Origin of the sequence: Kitasatospora sp. CMC57 (assembly GCF_045866025.2) — a bacterium.
Taxonomy (GTDB): domain Bacteria; phylum Actinomycetota; class Actinomycetes; order Streptomycetales; family Streptomycetaceae; genus Kitasatospora.
Genome location: NZ_AP035881.2, coordinates 586794 through 602842, shown reverse-complemented (window position 1 = coordinate 602842; position 16049 = coordinate 586794). Strand labels below are relative to the sequence as shown.

Below are 16049 nucleotides of genomic sequence, written 5' to 3'. Positions count from 1 at the left end.
AGTGGAGATGTGGACCTGCTGAATGCGCTGGTGCGGACGCCCCACGCGTCCCGGCGGCACCGCTCAGCGGGCTCGGTCGGCGGCGCGGCGGCTCAACAGACCTGCCAGGTGCAGCAGTTCGTGCACATCCGGGTCGTTGGGGAGAGGGGCGGTCAGGACCGCCGACTCGGCACGGGAGAGCGAGCCCGGCGGCCGGTGCAGCAGCGCACCCGGGTGGTGCAGGTCGTGCAGCAGGGCGGAGCCGTCCCGGGGCCCCGCCACGGGCCGTCCGGCGTACGTGACGAACCGCCCGTCCGGCGAGCAGCGGAGCGCCCGGGGCCACTCGACCGTGTCGGTCAGGTGGGGCGGTACGGGCACCGGGGTCAGCGTGAGCTGGTCGTAGAAGTGCACCCGGCCCTCGCTCGGGGCCAGGCCGCCGACCACCTGCCAGGCCGGTACGGCGAACAGGTTGCGCAGCCGTGGGGTGTCCCGGCGGAGGGTCGGACGGGGGAAGGAGCCGTCCAACTCCCACAGGGTCAGGCCGCCTTGGCGCCCCGAGCCGAGCAGTCGGCCCGCACCGGCGAAGGTCAGGTCGAGCAGTCGGCCGGACTCCTCGGGGACGGCGGCCGTGCCGAGCACGGCGCGCAGGCCGGTGTCGGTGAGGACCAGCCGCCGACCGTCGGAGAGCACCAGCCGGTCACCGGCCGGGGCCACCGCCAGCAGTTCGGCGTTGGCCAGGCCCCACGGTTCCAGGCCGATCTGCCGCAGCCCGGAGCGTCCGTCGTCCACCAGCGCGCCGGGGGTGAGCCGGAGCCCTGCCACGTACCCGGTGCCGGTCGGGACCAGCCGGGCGGCGGCCACCGCCGTTCCGGCCGCCAGCAGTTGAGGCCCGGCTGCCGAGTGCCTGACCAGCTCGAAGCGGGGGTCGTCGCCGCCGACCCGGCGGGCGGCCACCACCTGGCCGGGGCCGAGGCAGGCGACGGAGGAGTGCCCGGTCTCACCCCGGTGCAGGGCGGCCCGGCCGTCGCTGCCGAGGTCGAGGGTCTCGATCACCTCCTGGCGGTCGCCGTCGCCGGGGATGGCCAGGGCGACGGCGGGGCTGCCGAGGGCGAACGAGACGTGGTCGGCGTCGAACAGGTGCAGCCCGGTCGGCAGTCGGACGGTGGCCGCGGCGACCGCGCGGGCGGCGGCCGCCGCGACCCGGTGCGGGTCCAGCGTGGTCAGCCGGTGCAGCAGCTCCCGGTCGGCGGGATCCGGTGGACTCCAGTCGGTCGCGGTGAGCCGGGACGACAGCGGAACGGCGTCCACCAGCGGTGCGGCGCAGGTGAGTTCCCAGTACGCTGGCCAGTCGTGCTGCCGCGCCAGTTCGGCGGCGTTCACCCCGACCGGCACGGGCGGCGGGGTCCAGAGTCTCTTCGAGGGCGACCCCGAGGTCCGGTCGGCCGCGCGCAGCGCCTGCTGCTGCCCCTCGACCGCGCCGAGCAGAGCACCCCGGTGGGTCTCCGGGGCACTCTGGGCGAGGCGCTGCCAGAGCGCTACCGCCTCCGCGCCGACCGGTACGGCCTCGGCGGCCCGCCGGGCCATGGTGAGCAGTCGGCAGAGCTCGGAGAGCGCTGTGGCAAGTGCCTCGGCAGCGGGCTCCTCGGCGGCGGTCCGGTGCAGTGTCACCAGCTCCTGGCCCGCGTGTACGGCCTCGGCCCAACGCCCGGCGCGGGAAAAGTCGTTGCGCAGGTTGAGCAGCGCGTCGGCGAGTGCCGTTCGGTAGGTGGCCGGGTCCCCGGCCGCCAGCTCCCGCCACACGGCGACCGCCTCCCTGGCCGGGTCGAGGTCGTCGGACGTCCCGACGCCGCGCAGCGACAGCGTGGCCGCGTCGGTAAGTGCGGACGCCAGGCCCGCCCGGTGAGCGGCGTCCTGCTCCACCAGGCGGCGGTAGCGCTGGACCGCCTGGCGGACCGCCCGGTGTGCGTCGCCCCAACGGCCTGCCCGTTCCAGGAGCTTGCCGTACGTCGTGAGGGCTGCGGCCGGTGATGGCCCCAGGTCACCGTGCCGCCGCAGCAGTTCGACCACCCGCCTCTGGGCACTGACGGCCTCGTCCGCGCGCCCGGCCCGGCCGAGCCGGTCGGCCAGGGCGGTGAGCGCCTGCGCCAGCCGGTGCACGTACCGGTCGGGCTCGGTGGCCGCCGAGTGCTCGAGGAGCCGTACGCTCCGGTGCGCGGCCTCGACCGCCTCCGCGTCCCGGCCCAGTTCGCCCAGATGCTCGGCGTGCTCCAGGTGGATCCGGGCCTGCGCCGCCGAGTCCTCGGTACGGGCCAGCCGGTGCGTCAGCAGACGTACCGTCAGTGCGGCTCGGCCCGGTATCAGGTCGGTCGGGGTCGGGAACGGTAACTCAGCGAGGATCCGCTCCAGTAACTCCATAGGGATGTCAGGGAGTTCGGCGATACTGCTCAGGCCGGGACTGCCCGCGGCGACGGCGGTTCCGGGATCGGCGGTCAGTAAGGGGAACAGGCAGCCCGGCCCGACGTGTGGCCAGCGGGCCGCCGCCGCGGCCAGGACGGTGACGGACCGGCCTGACCGCCAGCCGGCTCCGGCCAGCGCGGCCGCAGTGGCCGGGGCCCAGGGCTGGGCCGGGTGGTCGGCCGGGTGGCCGGGCAGGGTGAGGGCGAGGAAGTCCTCGGCGAGGCGGTCCGGGGTCAGTGTGTGCAGCACGGTGCCGGGGTCACGCGGCGGGTAGCAGGCCGCGTGGTCGGCCAGCAGTGCGGCGGTCGGGTGATCCAGGCCCAGCGAGTCAATCAACTCGGTTCCGAGGTGCGACGGCTGAGGTCCGGTCAGAGTGGCTGCGAAGACGGTGCGGTTCATCACCCAGGGCGGGGAGCTGAACCGCCCGGGTCTGATCTCCCGGTGCAGGCGGGCCCAGTTGAACTGCTCCCGGTCGAGCAGGTAGACGGACAGTCCGTCCGGACCGGCCGGTGCCCGACGGCCGGTGGCGTACGCGTCGACGGCGACCAGCGCGGCCATCTGGACCGCCAGGGTCAGCCCGAACTCCGGCTGCTCCAGTGTCACCGGATCGTCCGGCGGCCGGACGCCGTACTGTTCGGCGAACGCGGCCAGCGCAGCCAGGTACACGGCGCGCCGGTCCGCTGGCGGCAGCGGGCCGAGGGTCTGCCGCGAGGTGTCCGGGAAGGCGTCCCGGAGGACGGACGGCACATCGGCGCCGCGCGCCAGCAGCAGCACCCTGGTCCGTACGCCGTCCCGGTGCAGCAGGGCGTTGCCGAGCAGCCGGGAGAGCCGGGTCGGCGGCCAGTGGTCGGCCCGGTCGATCAGCAGCAGCAGGCCGGGGGCACCGGACGGCCGGAGATCCGTACTCCCAGGCGGCGGTAACACCGCGACCGGCCCTTCGGTCGCGGTGACCACCGTCCAGCCGGACTCGACGAGCTCTCCGGCCAGTTGGTCGGCGATCCGGCTCTTGCCCTGTCCGCCCGGGGCGTGCAGCCAGCGGGCCGCCGCCGTCGGACCCTCGGCGCACCACCGTCGCAGCTCGGCCGACTCCCGCTCCCGGCCGGTGAACCCGACCACGGCGGACCGGGCGTCGAGCAGCCGGCTCGGCTGCTGGCCGAGCCAGGCGCCGTCGAGCCGCTCCGCCGCGCGCCAGTCGGCCAGCAGGTACAGCGGGACGCCCTCGGCGGACACGTGGACGTCGGCGCCGAGCAACCCGTACGCGGACCCGCCGGTGAGGGTGCTCGCCTCCGCTTGGTGGTCCGTCCGGGCCGTACGCGCAGGCCCGGCCACCGACGATTCAGTCAACATCTGGCCCCGATCAGATGTGCACGTGCGATCCGGACCATGCTGCCACCCGGCAGCCACCGTCGGCAGGCGAATGGGACGCCCGGTGCTGAGCGGGTGCAGGATCCGGGTGTGACCACGGCTCCGCCGGGCGAACCGGGTGGACAGCGGCGCCCGCGATGACCGAGGGTTCACGGCATGTCAGATCACCCGCCGCAGCCCCTGCCCGCCGGATACCGCACCCGACCCGCCACGGCAGCCGACCTCCCGGCGATCCACCGACTGGTGGAGAGCTGCGAGCAGGCCCTGTACGGAGTAGCCGAGACCGACCTCGACACCGTCGCCGCCGACCAGGCCCGCCCCGGGCTTGTTCCGGAGCTGGACACCGTGCTGGTCCACGCCCCGACGGGCGAACTGGCCGGCCGGGCCTGGGTGAACCGCCGCTCCGAGGTCCACGTGCACCCCGCCCACCGTGGCCTGGGCATCGGCGCCGCGCTGCTCGCCTGGGTGGAGGCACGGGCCCGCCGGGCGGGGACCGAGTGGGTGGCGCAGACCGTTCCCGACGGTGACCCGGCGGCCGTGGCGCTGGTGCGCTCCCGTGGGTACGAGCCGATGGTCACCAGCTGGCTGCTGGGGATCGACCTGCCCACCGAGCCGGTGCTCCCGGAGCCGGCACCGGGCATCACGGTGTGGCCGTTCCGACCGGGCGACGAGCATCCGGCGCACCGGCTCACCGAGGACGCCTTCGACGAGTGGCAGTCCCGGCGCAGGTCGTACGAGGAGTGGGCGCTGCTCACCGTCGAACGAAGCACCTTCGCACCCGCGATGTCCTCGCTGGCCTTCGCGGACGGTCAACTGGTCGGCGCCGTCCTGGCGCTGGACGTACCCGACGCCGACGAGGGGTACGTCGAACGGGTCGCGGTCCGGGGCGACCACCGCCACCGGGGGATCGCCCGGCTGCTGCTCCAGCACACCTTCCGGAGCTTCTACCACCAGGGCAGGCGCGGCTGTACGCTCTGGACGCACTCCGGTACCGGCGCGCTGACGCTGTACCAGCGGGTGGGGATGACGGTCCGCCGCAGCTCCACCGTCCACCGGAAGGTGCTCGTCGCCGGGTAGCGGGAGGTTGCCCGGCTGCTCATGGGGGAAGGCAGGACATCATGGGAACACTCGCCGGACCGGCCGTCGCGGGCCATCCGAGGATCGCCGCGCTGTACGAGCGCGACCAGACCTGCCAGACGCTGGGGATAGCCCTGGACGAGGTGGCCGCCGGGCGGGCGGTGATGCGGATGCGGGTGACCGCGGGCATGGTGAACGGCCACGGGATGGCGCACGGCGGCTACCTGTTCCTGCTGGCCGACGCGGCGTTCTCGTACGCCTGCAACAGCTACGGGCCGGTCACCGTGGCGCAGGCGGCGCAGGTCACCTTCCTGGCGCCGGCCGCCGTGGACGACGAGCTGGTGGCCGAGGCGGTGGAGCGGGTGCGCTCCGGCCGGACCGGCATCTACGACGTGACGGTGCGTCAGGCGGACGGGAAGGCCGTCGCCGAGTTCCGTGGGCACAGCGTGATCCTGGCCGGCAAGCCGCACAGCGACTGACCGGGCCGCCCTCGCCCCGCCGCAGCGGCAGGGCGAGGGCGGGTGGACCGGGTCAGGCCGGCGGGCGCTCGTCCAGGACCTGCTGAAGCTTGCCGGTGCGCGGGTTGGTGACCAGCTCGGAGGTCGGCACCCACTCGATCCCGAGGTGGTGGATCGCCCCGGCCGCCACCTCGGCCGGGAAGAGCGGGCGGGCGGCGTAGACGGCCTCGACCAGCTGCCGACCGAGCTCGGCGGGCGGCTCGTTGACGTACCCGAGGCGGAGGATCAGCCCGTCCCGGCCGTCCCAGCGGCGGTGCACCATCTGCAGGCCGACCATGAAGCCGTCGGGGTCGTTGGCGACCAGGACCGCGCGGACGTCCTCGATCGGCATCGCGACCGTCCCGACCCGGCCGCCCTCCAGGGACCGGCCGAGCAGCCGGAACCGCTGCCGCTCGGGATCGACCCACTCGGCGCGGTCACCGGCCGGGTAGCGCAGGACCGGCATCAGCGTCCGGAACAGGTTCGTGACCAGGAGTCGCCCCGGCACACCGGGGGTGGTGATCGGTTCGCCCGTCACGTCGTCGACCAGCTCGACCAAGGTGCGGTCGGGGAACGCCTCGTGCACGCGGACGTCGTCGCCCGGCACCGGCCGGCCGACCAGTCCCGCGTCGATCGAGGCGTAACCGACCGAAGCGATGGCCGCCTTGGGGAAGGCCCGGGACAGGATCGGCCGTAGGTCGGTGAAGAGCAGGTCGCCGCCGAACAGGAGCAGTTCGACCGAGTCGACGACCTGCCCGCGCTCGATCAGGTACTCGGCCACGGCGGCCAGCTTCATCGGCACGCCCGCCAGCACGTTCACACCGAAGCCGGTGATCAGGTCGACGATGTACTCGCTGGACGCGGCGGCGCCGACCGGCAGGCGGACGTTCTCCACCGGCGCGTGGTGCAGGGCGTTCTCGATGTAGAGGAACCCGCCGTAGAGTTCACCGGCCCAGAACAGATTGGCCACCCGGTGACCCGGTTTCAGCCCGGCCCGGACGATGCCCTCGCCGAAGGCGGTCACCGAGTCGGCGTGCTCGGTGCGGGACCAGACCGAGAGCTTCGGGACACCGGTGGTGCCGCCGCTCTTGTAGACGCCCGCGTCGGTCAACGGGCCGGTGAGCAGCCGGTTCTCCGGCCAGGTGTTCGCCTCCCAGAAGGCGGTCTGGTCGACGATCGGGAGCTGGGTGATGTGCGAGACCACCTCGGGCACCTCGCGGTACGCCTCCGCGTAGAACGGCGAGTGGGTCCGGGCGTGGTCGACCAGCTGTTGCAGCGATTTCGCGGGCACTGTCTCTCCTGTCGGTACAACCTGCTTGGTGGCTAAGGCAGTTCGGGCTGCCCGAGCCAGCTGCGGGCCAGCGCCTGTACGGCCGTGCCGTCCCGGTCGGTGAGCTTCTGGTCCAGGTACTCGGCGGCCCACCGGTTGGCCGGCACCCGGAAGGGCGGCCGCTCGGCGCGCAGGGTCCGCACGACGACCTCCGCCACTTCCCGGGCCGACTGCGCGGACGCCGCCCAGCCCTGGTTGCCGAGGGAGGCGACGTAGTCCGCGAAGGTGGGTGCGTACGGCCCCGAAGCGGCTTGCACCGTCCGGCGGTTGATGTCCGGGAAGATCCCGAACGAGGTGTCCCGGACGAAGCCCGGCACCACCACCGAGACCTGCACGCCGTGCGCCGCTGCGACCGGCGCCAGGCTCTCCATGAACCCCTCGACGGCGAACTTCGCCGCGCAGTACGCCTCGTTGAACGGCTGCCCGACCACGCCGTGCACGCTGCCGATCGTCACCAGACTGCCGCCGCTGACCCGCAGCAGCGGCATCGCGGCCCGGCTCACCTCGACCACGCCGAAGAAGTTGACGTCCAGGTTGGCCCGCAGCGCGGCCATGGTGGACATCTCCATGGTGGGGTCGAAGTTGGAGATCCCGGCGTTGTTGACCACCGCGTCCAGCCGCCCGTACGTGCGCTCCACGCCGGCGAGGCAGGCGGCGACGGAGTCCGGGTCGGTGACGTCGAGGCGACGGACGTCCAGGGTGACGCCCGCGCTGTCCGCCGCGTCCAGCAAGGCCCCGGCCCGGTCGGGCTCCCGCAGGGTCGCCACCGTGGTGTATCCGGCCTGGGCCGTGGCCACGGCGGTGGCGAGCCCGATACCGGAGGACGTGCCGGTGATCAGCACGATGCCGTGTTCGGCCGTCATGACGCGCTGTCCGCCAGGGCCGGGGCGCTACCAGCCGCCCGACCCTGCTCCTCGGCGGCCGCGTCGAGCAGGGGCTGGACCCCGAACGCGGGCAGGAAGGAGCAGGCGGCCAGCAGGGTGCCGCCCACCATCGTCACCCGGGCCGCGTCGAGGATTCCCAGCGGCCCGGTCAGTAGCGTGACGGCCACGCCGCCGACCAGCGCGGCCAGCGGGATCACGCCCCAGGTGAAGGTCCGGAAGGCCGCGTGCATCGCGCCCTGGTGCTGGGCGGACATCCGGGACTGCCGGATCGGCGCGCTGCACACGTTGATGCAGGACATGAAGAAGCCGTAGCAGCCCATCGTCACGGCGATCACCGGGCCTGTCGGCAGGGCGGGCGCGGCGAGCACGCCGAGGCCGACCAGGCAGTGCAGCAGCAGTGCCCAGGCCAAGGTCCTTCCGGAGCTGAGCCGTTGACTGATCTTCGGGGCCACCACGGCACCGACCAGCGCGCCCACCGCGGCCACCGACATGGCCGCGCCGAAGACGGCGACCGAGGCGCCGAGGCCCCGGTACGCGAGCACCGGGAGCACGGTGACGAAGACCGGGCCACCGCAGTTGAGCGTCACCGCCGCCAGCACCACCCGCCGCAGCACGGGGTCGGACCAGTTCAGCCGGAAGCCGATGGTCAGCCGCTGCCAGACCGAGCCGGTGGCGACGGTCCGCTCGCCCCAGGACGGCATCGAGCGGAAGCACAGGGCCGAGACCAGGTAGCTGGCCGCGTCCACCAGCAGGGCGGCCACACCGAGCGCGCTGTACAGGGCGGCCGCGATCGACGGCCCGGCCACCTCGGAGACCGAGCGGCTGCCCTCCAGCCGGGAGTAGGCGCTGACCAGGTGCTCCTCGGAGACCACGGCGGGGACGGCGACCAGGTAGCCGACGGTGAAGAAGATCGTCGCGCCGCTGATCAGCGCCACGCAGCCGAACAGCAGGGGCGTGGACAGCCAGTCCAGCCAGTACGCCACCGGGATCACCGCGACCGCGAGCAGCCGGACGAAGTCGCAGCCCAGCATCGTCCAACGCTTGTCCCAACGGTCCACCAGGACACCGGCGACGGGACCGAGCAGGGGGATGCCCAGGTACTGGGCCATCGCCACGATCCCGACCTGGAGGGCGCTGGCGTGGAGCACGAAGATCATCACGGTCGGCACCACGAAGACCGTGATCCGGTCGCCGACGGTGCTGACGGTCTGTCCGAACCAGTACAGGTTGAAGCCGCGTCCCAGCGAGACCGGCCTGCGCGGCTTCACGACTCCTCCCGGACGACCAGGTTGGAGGTCTTGCCGGTCCGGTCGTTGCTGATCAGCGCGTCGACCGCGCGGACCCGGAAGCACTCCGGGTCGTGCTGGAAGGCGGTGCTCAACGTGAAGGTGGTGGAGAGGAGTTCGGTACGGATCCGCTCGATGTCCGCCGCCGGGCCGCCGGTCAGCAGCAGGAGGTCGACGCCGGTGACGCGGCCGCGCTGCTGGGTGAGCAGGACCTGTGCCCGGCTCACACCCGGCTCCCGCTCCACCCGGTCGATGATCTCGTCCACGTGCAGGCCCAAGCCGCGCACCTGCACCACGCTGTCCCGGCGGCCGAGCACCCGCATCGCCCGGCCCGGACGACCGCACGGGCAGGACACCAACTCGCCCGCGTCACCCGTCCGGTAGCGCAGCACCGGGTTGAGCATCTCCGGGTTGAGCGTGGTGAAGTCCAGCAGTCCGTCCGGGTCGACGTGCACCAGTTGCTCGGGGAGGGTGTGGAAGGTGTCGTCCGGGCAGTCCGGGGTGTTGGTGCCGACCACCCAGGTCTCGGTGCTGCCGAACATGCCCCAGCGGCGCGCCTCCGGCGCCACCGCGGCCATGTCCTCGTTCAGTTGGGGCTGCCAGGCCTCGCCGAGCCAGAGCACCTTGCGCAGGGCCGGCAGCTTCACCCCGGCGGCCCGGGCGTTGGCGAACCACAGCCGCAGCACGCTCGGGGTTCCGCCGATCGCGGTCACCTTGCGGGCCGCGAAGAACGCCAGCCAGTCGGCGTACTCGTCCTTGGTGACCGACCCCACGGCGATCACCTGGGACCCACAGAGGTCGGCCAGCGCGGCGGCGAGGTAGTGCGCGCCCCACATCCGGCCCGCGCCCCAGGCGTTGACGAAGACGTCGTCGCGGTCCAGCGGCCGCCACTGCGCGTGGACCCCGGCCATGTAGAAGCCGGTGGGCGCGTAGCCGACCTTGGGAGCGCCGGTGCTGCCGCCGCTCTGGAACAGCCAAGTGGCGCCGACCTCGGCCTTGGGCTCCAGGTGGGCCAGGGCGACGTTGAGGTCGTCCTTCATCATCGGCGGCAGCGCGGCGAGGTCGGAGAGCGTACGCAGCCTGCCGAGACCGGCGTAGCGCTCGGCCAACTCCGGTACGGTCCGCAACAGTTCGAGCGAGTTCCGGGCGACGCGCAGCTGCGGCTCGGCCGTCTCGGCGGTCAGCGAGAAGGACTCGGTCATCGGACGTCCCCCGCCGTGCTGTTGGCCCACCACTTCGCGTGGGCGTCCCGGTAGGCGGTGAACCGGGCCTGGGTGATGCCCCGTTGGATGGTCCGGTCCGGATCGTCGAGGTCCGGGGCGATCACCCCGTCCGGTTCGAGTTCGGAGAACCAGAATTGCTCGCCGTCGTGCAGGAAGTCCACGCAGAAGAACGGGATCGGCAGCCGCTCGGCGAAGTACGCGGTGGCCTCGGCGAGTTCGGCCGGGATCTCGGCGAACTCCATGGTGCCGCCCCGGCTGGCGTTGGCCACCGGCGAGCCGTCCTCCGGTGTGCGCTTCAGGACCGCGTGGGGCTTGCCGTCGATGACGTACACCCGGTAGTCCACCGTGCCGTCGCCGAGGTACGGCTGCACCACCAGCGTGGTGTCGCCGCCCTGGGCCAGGCTGGCCAGGCCCCGGATGTCCTCCGAGCTGCGGGCCAGGTTGATGCCGCCACCACCGCACCAGCCGGCCGGTTTGACGATGGCCGGGTAGGTCATTTTCGCCAGCGCGACCTCGTAGAGGTGCTTGCCGACGTCCCGGCCGGAGCCGATCCGGATCGACGGGATCGGGGGAACGGGGGAGTCGTGCAGGTGCAGCAGGGTGGCCAGCTTGTCGTTGCCGATCAGCGAGACCTTGGGCGGGAAGGGCAGGTAGAAGCCGGCCTCCTCCAGCACCGCGTACAGCGCGTACTGGTTGAAGATGTCCATCGACTGGTAGGGCAGCGAGTACAGCGCGGTGACGAACAACGTGTCGTGCGGGCTGACCAGTTCGTCGTCCACGTAGACCCGGGGAGCGCCGCGCACGGAGCCGTCCACCGTCACCGCGTCGGGGGAGTGCCTGGTCCAGCGCATACCCTGCTGCTCGGCGACCTCCTCGTAGAGGTCCCAGAAGTAGTGCTTCCACATCGCGCCCGTCCGGGTGGACTCCCGGTCGGGGAAGATCCAGCACATCCGGCGCAGCGGGCCGGCGTCGTTCTCAGGAGTTCGGTTCACCGAGGGTCCTTCCGGTGGTTCGGGAGCACGGCCCGCCGGGCTGCTCGGACCACCAGCGGCGGCCGGGCTCCGGGAGGGTGTCCAGCGGGTCGTAGTAGGGGTGGCGCCGGTCGAGCGGCGCGTCGAGGCCGGCGTCTTCGGCCTGGCGGACCTCGAGTTCGGTGCGGTAGTTCTTCGTCCAGTACGAGATGCCGCGGATCCGGTCGTACGCCACCGCCTGGTGCACCCATCGCTTTCCGACGTCCGGGACGTCGCAGACGAGACGGGGGGTGGCGTAGCCGGGGAGGTAGCCCATGATCGCCTCCTGGAGCTGCTGGGCCTCGTGCATCGAGGTGCGCCAGTGCTCGGCGTTGGGGATCATGTCGCACAGGTAGAAGTAGTACGGAAGGATGTTCGCCTCGCCCTGAAGGGCGAAGCAGAGGTCGAGCAGGTCCTCGGGGGTGGCGTTGACGCCGCGCATCAGCACGCCCTGGTTGCGGACGTCCCGGACGCCCGCGTCCAGCAGAGCCCTGGCCGCCTCCGCGACCAGTGGCGTGACGGACTGCACGTGGTTGGCGTGGGTGTGGACGGCCAGGTTGACCGAGCGGTGGGCCGCGACCGCCGCGACCCGGCCGAGCCCGTCGAGCACCTGCGGCTGCAGCCAGTGCTGCGGGAGGCCGACCACCGCCTTGCTGGCCAGCCGGATGTCCCGTACCGAGCCGAGATCGAGCAACTGCATGAGGAACGACTCGAGTTGGGGCCACGGCACGTTGGCCAGGTCGCCGCCGGAGACCACCACGTCGCGCACGGCGGGGGTGCGCTTGAGGTAGTCGAGGATCTGCTCCTGCCGGTCGGCGGGCCGGAGCACCAGCCGGGTCTTGTCGACCTGGGGGGTGGAGTTGCCGACCAGATCCATCCGAGTGCAGTGCCCGCAGTACTGCGGGCAGGTGGAGACCAACTCGGCCAACACCTTGGTGGGATAACGGTGTGTCAGGCCCTCGACCATCCACATCTCGGCCTCGTGCAGCGAGTCCCGTTCGGACTTGGGGTGGCTCGGCCAGCGCGGGTGCCGGTCCGAACGCACGGGCAGCATGTAGCGGCGGACCGGGTCGGCGAAGAACGCCTCGGTGAAGGACTCCGGGTCCGTCGGGGCGTACGGCGCCATGGTGTTGAGCATCTGCGGTGGCAGCAGCATCGACATCATGGCGAACTCGGCCTGGTCGGCGGCCAGTTCCAGGTAGAACCGGTCGGTGAGCAGGTCGCCGACCACGGCCCGTAGCTGCCGGATGTTCTTCACGCAGTGCGCCCGCTGCCACTGGGCGTCCCGCCACTGCCGCGCGGTGACGTCGCGCCAGCCCGGCAGCCGCCGCCAGTCCGGCTCGGCGAGTGCGGTCCGGACGTACTGGTACGGCTGCCGGATCGTCTGGAGACCCATCACGGGTCTACCGGCCGGTGAGGATCGTGGCGAAGCGGGTCCGTAGCTCGCGCTTGAGCACCTTGCCGGTGGGCCCGACCGGGAATTCCTCCGGCGTCCGGGCGATGCTCACCCCGGCCAGGCCGGGGAGCCCGGTTGCGGCCAGCGCCTTGTTGGCGGCCTCCTGGACCTCCTCGGGGGTGCTCTGCGCGGCCTCGGACTGCAGGCGGACGACGGCGAACGGGCGTTGGCCCTCCCCGGCCGCTCCCGGCAGGCCGATCACCGAACAGTCCTGCACCAGCTCGGCGCAGTCGGCCAGCAGCACCTCCTCGATCGGGAGGCTGTAGACCGGGCCGCTGACGGTGTCGATCACGTCCACCGTGCGGTCGAGGTGGTAGAAGCGGCCCTCAGCGTCGCGGCGGGCCAGGTCACCGGTGAGCCAGTAGCCCGCCAGCTCGAAGGTGCCGGTGAGCTTGGGGTTGTTCCAGTACCCGGGGGTCCGGGAGGGGGTGACGACGCCGAGCATCCCGACCGTGCCGTTCGGGAGCTCCTGGCCGTCCTCGTCCAGGACGGCGGCCTTCAGCACCACTTCGAGCGGCTTGCCGACGCACCGGTCGTTACGGATGCTCTCCGGCGTGGTGACCTGGCCGAACAGCGCCATGCCCATCTCCGAGGAGCCCAGGCCGTCGATGAACTGCGAACCGGGCAGGGCGGGTTCCGTCTCCTGCTGCCGCGGCAGCAGCCAGGGCTTGATCAGCCCGGCCGGCCGCTCACCCAGCTGGACCAGGCGGCGGATGTGCCCGTAGTGCGCGCTGTCGCCGGTGTTGAACCAGGAGTGCACCTTGGCCGCGCCCTCGACCGGCAGCTCTCCGGTGGCCAACTCGACGAAGGTGCGCGGGAAGGAGGCGACCATGGTGGGCTGGAAGGCCCGCATCACCGGTTCCACCACCACGCGTCTCCAGTCCGACATCACCACGGTGGGCAGGCCGAGCAGGGTGGCGGTCAGGAAGTAGCTCAGGCCGCCCGCGTGGGTGTGCGGCATCAGCGACATCAGCCGGTCGTACGACTCGGCGGGGAAGCGCACCATTCGCGGCTGCTTGCCGTCCCAGAACTGACGGTGCGCCAGCATGGTGGACTTCGGAGTGCCGGTGGTGCCCGAGGAGTGGATCAGCGCCACCACGTCCTCGGCCGCGTGCCGGTACGGGTACACCTCGGGAAGGTCGGCCGGCCCGTCGTCGAAGGCCTGGATCTCGGCCGCCATGGCGATGAAGCGCGGGCGGGAGCGCGGGTCCTCCCGGTACGCCGCGGCGAGCCGGGTGGGATCGTCCGCGACGATCCCGACCACACCCACGTGGTTCAGGTAGCGGACCATCACGTCGTGCCGCATGGCGTCGTTGATCAGGGCGGGGACTGCACCCAGTGCGGTCAGCGCGAAGAAGTGCAGCAGTGGTTCCAGGCCCTCGCCGACCACCACGCCGACCGGTTCGCCGGGGCGGACCCCGTTCGCCCAGTACCACTTGGCGTAGCGGTCGCGCAGGGCGGCGAGGTCGAGCAGGCTGTGGCCGCGCAGCACGACCGCGCCGCGGTGGTCGGTGTGGTGGCTGTAGGCGAACGGCACCGCGCGGTTGGGGTTCACCGCGATGGCGTGGTCCAGGAAGTTGCCGGCCCCGAGCGTGGGCTCGGTCATCAGCTGCTGCCGGGCGGCGAGGGGTGCGATGGAACTCTGATCGCTCATGGCGGTCTCCCGGTGCGGGTCGCCCGGCGTGCGCTCTTGTGGAACGGCTGCCGGGTGAACTGGTCTGAGGGTTCTGGTTCTCAGTGGATCGGGGTGGTTCAGCGGATCACGGAGGTGCGGTGGATCGTGGTGGATCGGCGTGCGGCTGATCGGGTGTTCAGCGGTGGTGTGGCGGCGGTTCAGCTGGTGCGGGCGAGGATCTCCGCGACCACGCGGTGGCCGGAGCGGATCGCGCCCTCCATCAGCCCGAAGTACTCGGTGCTGGTCTCGGTCCCCGCCCAGTGCACCCGGTGGTGCGGTGTGGTCAGCGTCGGGCCGAGCCGGAGCCAGTCGCCCGGCCCGAACAGGGCGGCATAACAGCCTTGGCTGTACAACTCGTTGACCCAGTCGGTGAGCCGGAAGCCGATCGGCTCCGGCAGCATCGGGAACAGCCGGGCGGCCTGTTCGACCGCCGCCGAGCGCTGCTGCTCCGGCGGCAGGGCCGCGTACCGGTGGGCCTCGCTGCCGGTGACGAAGCCGGTCAGCACGCCCACGCCCCCCTCGGCCGGGGTGTCGTCCACCGTCGACAGCAACGGGCCCTCGGCGTTGACCGACCAGCCGGAGAGCCCGTGGTCACGCCAGACGGGGGCCGGGTAGACCAGGTTCACCTTGACCGCGCAGCCGCGTCCGGTTCGCTCGGCCGCCCGGCGTACGGGCAGGGCGGGGTGGTGGTCGACCGCGTCCGCCAGCAGCGGTGGCAGTGCCATCACCACCACGTCGGCCCGGTGCTCGCCGTGCGGCGTACGGACGGTGACCCCGTCGTCGCCCTGATGGACCGTCAGCACCGGCTCGCCGAGGCGTACTCGGTCACCGAGCCGTTCGGCCAGCAGCTCGCAGGCGAGGTGGGCGCCCCCGGCGATCCGGTCCTGCTGGGCGCCGCCCTCGAAGGCGTTGAGGTAGCGGAGGCCGCCGCCCGAGCGGAGGTAGAAGGCCATGTGCAGGACGGAGATATCGGCGGGGTCGGCGGCCATCATCTCGCCCAGGAAGAGCGGGAAGAACAGCCGGGCGTCCGGATGGGCCAGGTGCTGGTCGGCCCATTCGGCGGCGGTCAGGGTGTCCAGCCGTTCGGCGTCGGGCGTGAGCCAGGGCGCCTCGGGTCGTACGGCGGCAGCGAGTTCGGCCAGTAGCTCGAAGAGGTCGCCGAGGGCCACGGCGTTGAGCGGCGGGAACCGCCCGTCCCGGGTGGCGTGTTCGGCGCCGAGCGCGAAGCGGCTGGCGCCCTCCATCGTGGTCGGGGTGGTCTTGAGGCCCAGTTCGTCCATCAGGGCGTGCAGTTGCGTGTGCCGATCGCCGAGGTAGGCGGCGCCCGCGTCGATCCAGGCGTCCGGCCCGACCTGGAGGCCGTGGGTACGGCCGCCGACCCGGTCGCGGGCCTCGAGGACGGTGACCTCGATCCCCTGGGCCGCGAGTCCGGCCGCGGCCGTGAGCCCGGCCAGTCCGGCTCCGACCACGACGGCGCTGGTGGCGCCTCGCCGGCCGTTGCCCGTCGGGCGGGCGGCGGTCATCGGCCGCCCGCGATCCGGTCGGCGAGACCCTGGGGGGTGGGCGCGAGCACGAAGTCGTCGAAGGACAGCTCCACGCCGTGCCCCCGGGCGATCGCACTCAGCACCCGGGTCGCGATCAGCGAGTCTCCGCCGAGTTCGAAGAAGTCGGATTCCGCCGTGACCTCGGTGCTCTCCAGCACCCGGCGGAAGATCGCCACCACGCTCTCGACGTCGGTAGCGGGGGTGGCGGTCGTACCGCCGCCCGAGCTGGCGGAAGTGGTGGTGTCAACGCTCATCGAAGGTCTCCT

General features: G+C 72.6%; 12 protein-coding genes. 2 read left to right on the top strand and 10 right to left on the bottom strand.

The genetic code is table 11. The features are described from left to right. Nucleotides 1–63: 63 nt before the first annotated feature. Nucleotides 64–3783: a tetratricopeptide repeat protein gene (locus tag ACKUU6_RS02855; protein WP_407986811.1), complete on the bottom strand. Its 3720-nt coding sequence runs from the start codon at nt 3781–3783 to the stop codon at nt 64–66. A 174-nt stretch (nt 3784–3957) separates the two neighbouring features. On the opposite strand from ACKUU6_RS02855, the gene ACKUU6_RS02850 reads away from it, so the two are divergent. After that, nucleotides 3958–4878: a GNAT family N-acetyltransferase gene (locus ACKUU6_RS02850; RefSeq protein ID WP_407986810.1), complete on the top strand. Its 921-nt coding sequence runs from the start codon at nt 3958–3960 to the stop codon at nt 4876–4878. 41 nt (nt 4879–4919) lie between these two features. Then, entirely contained in the window at nt 4920–5357 is a 438-nt protein-coding gene (paaI, locus tag ACKUU6_RS02845; protein ID WP_407986808.1) for a hydroxyphenylacetyl-CoA thioesterase PaaI, read from the top strand. A 52-nt stretch (nt 5358–5409) separates the two neighbouring features. Here the strand turns inward: paaI and ACKUU6_RS02840 are convergent, their stop codons facing one another. The 9 genes from ACKUU6_RS02840 to ACKUU6_RS02800 form a co-directional block, all read right to left on the bottom strand. Then, the gene (locus ACKUU6_RS02840; RefSeq protein ID WP_407986806.1) at nt 5410–6666 is read right to left on the bottom strand and encodes a phenylacetate--CoA ligase family protein; all 1257 of its coding nucleotides are present in this window, start codon (nt 6664–6666) and stop codon (nt 5410–5412) included. 32 nt (nt 6667–6698) lie between these two features. Next, on the bottom strand, nt 6699–7568 hold the full coding sequence (locus ACKUU6_RS02835; protein WP_407986805.1) for an SDR family NAD(P)-dependent oxidoreductase: 870 nt from the start codon (nt 7566–7568) through the stop codon (nt 6699–6701). Then, nucleotides 7565–8857: an MFS transporter gene (locus ACKUU6_RS02830; protein ID WP_407986804.1), complete on the bottom strand. Its 1293-nt coding sequence runs from the start codon at nt 8855–8857 to the stop codon at nt 7565–7567. Before ACKUU6_RS02830 ends, ACKUU6_RS02835 begins: the two co-directional genes overlap by 4 nt. Then, nucleotides 8854–10077: a phenylacetate--CoA ligase family protein gene (locus tag ACKUU6_RS02825; RefSeq protein ID WP_407986802.1), complete on the bottom strand. Its 1224-nt coding sequence runs from the start codon at nt 10075–10077 to the stop codon at nt 8854–8856. Before ACKUU6_RS02825 ends, ACKUU6_RS02830 begins: the two co-directional genes overlap by 4 nt. Continuing rightward, complete coding sequence (locus tag ACKUU6_RS02820; RefSeq protein WP_407986800.1) at nt 10074–11090, bottom strand: ATP-grasp domain-containing protein; 1017 nt, start codon at nt 11088–11090, stop codon at nt 10074–10076. The genes ACKUU6_RS02825 and ACKUU6_RS02820 overlap by 4 nt, the downstream gene beginning before the upstream one ends. After that, nucleotides 11074–12504: a KamA family radical SAM protein gene (locus tag ACKUU6_RS02815; RefSeq protein ID WP_407986799.1), complete on the bottom strand. Its 1431-nt coding sequence runs from the start codon at nt 12502–12504 to the stop codon at nt 11074–11076. Before ACKUU6_RS02815 ends, ACKUU6_RS02820 begins: the two co-directional genes overlap by 17 nt. A 7-nt stretch (nt 12505–12511) precedes the next feature. Then, nucleotides 12512–14218 (bottom strand): class I adenylate-forming enzyme family protein, encoded by a 1707-nt coding sequence (locus ACKUU6_RS02810; protein ID WP_407986798.1) that lies wholly within the window; start codon nt 14216–14218, stop codon nt 12512–12514. A 179-nt stretch (nt 14219–14397) separates the two neighbouring features. Beyond that, a complete protein-coding gene (locus ACKUU6_RS02805) occupies nt 14398–15762 on the bottom strand; it encodes a flavin monoamine oxidase family protein (RefSeq protein ID WP_407986797.1) in 1365 nt (454 codons plus the stop codon). Beyond that, the gene (locus ACKUU6_RS02800) at nt 15759–16037 is read right to left on the bottom strand and encodes a phosphopantetheine-binding protein (protein ID WP_407986795.1); all 279 of its coding nucleotides are present in this window, start codon (nt 16035–16037) and stop codon (nt 15759–15761) included. Before ACKUU6_RS02800 ends, ACKUU6_RS02805 begins: the two co-directional genes overlap by 4 nt. Nucleotides 16038–16049 lie beyond the last annotated feature (12 nt).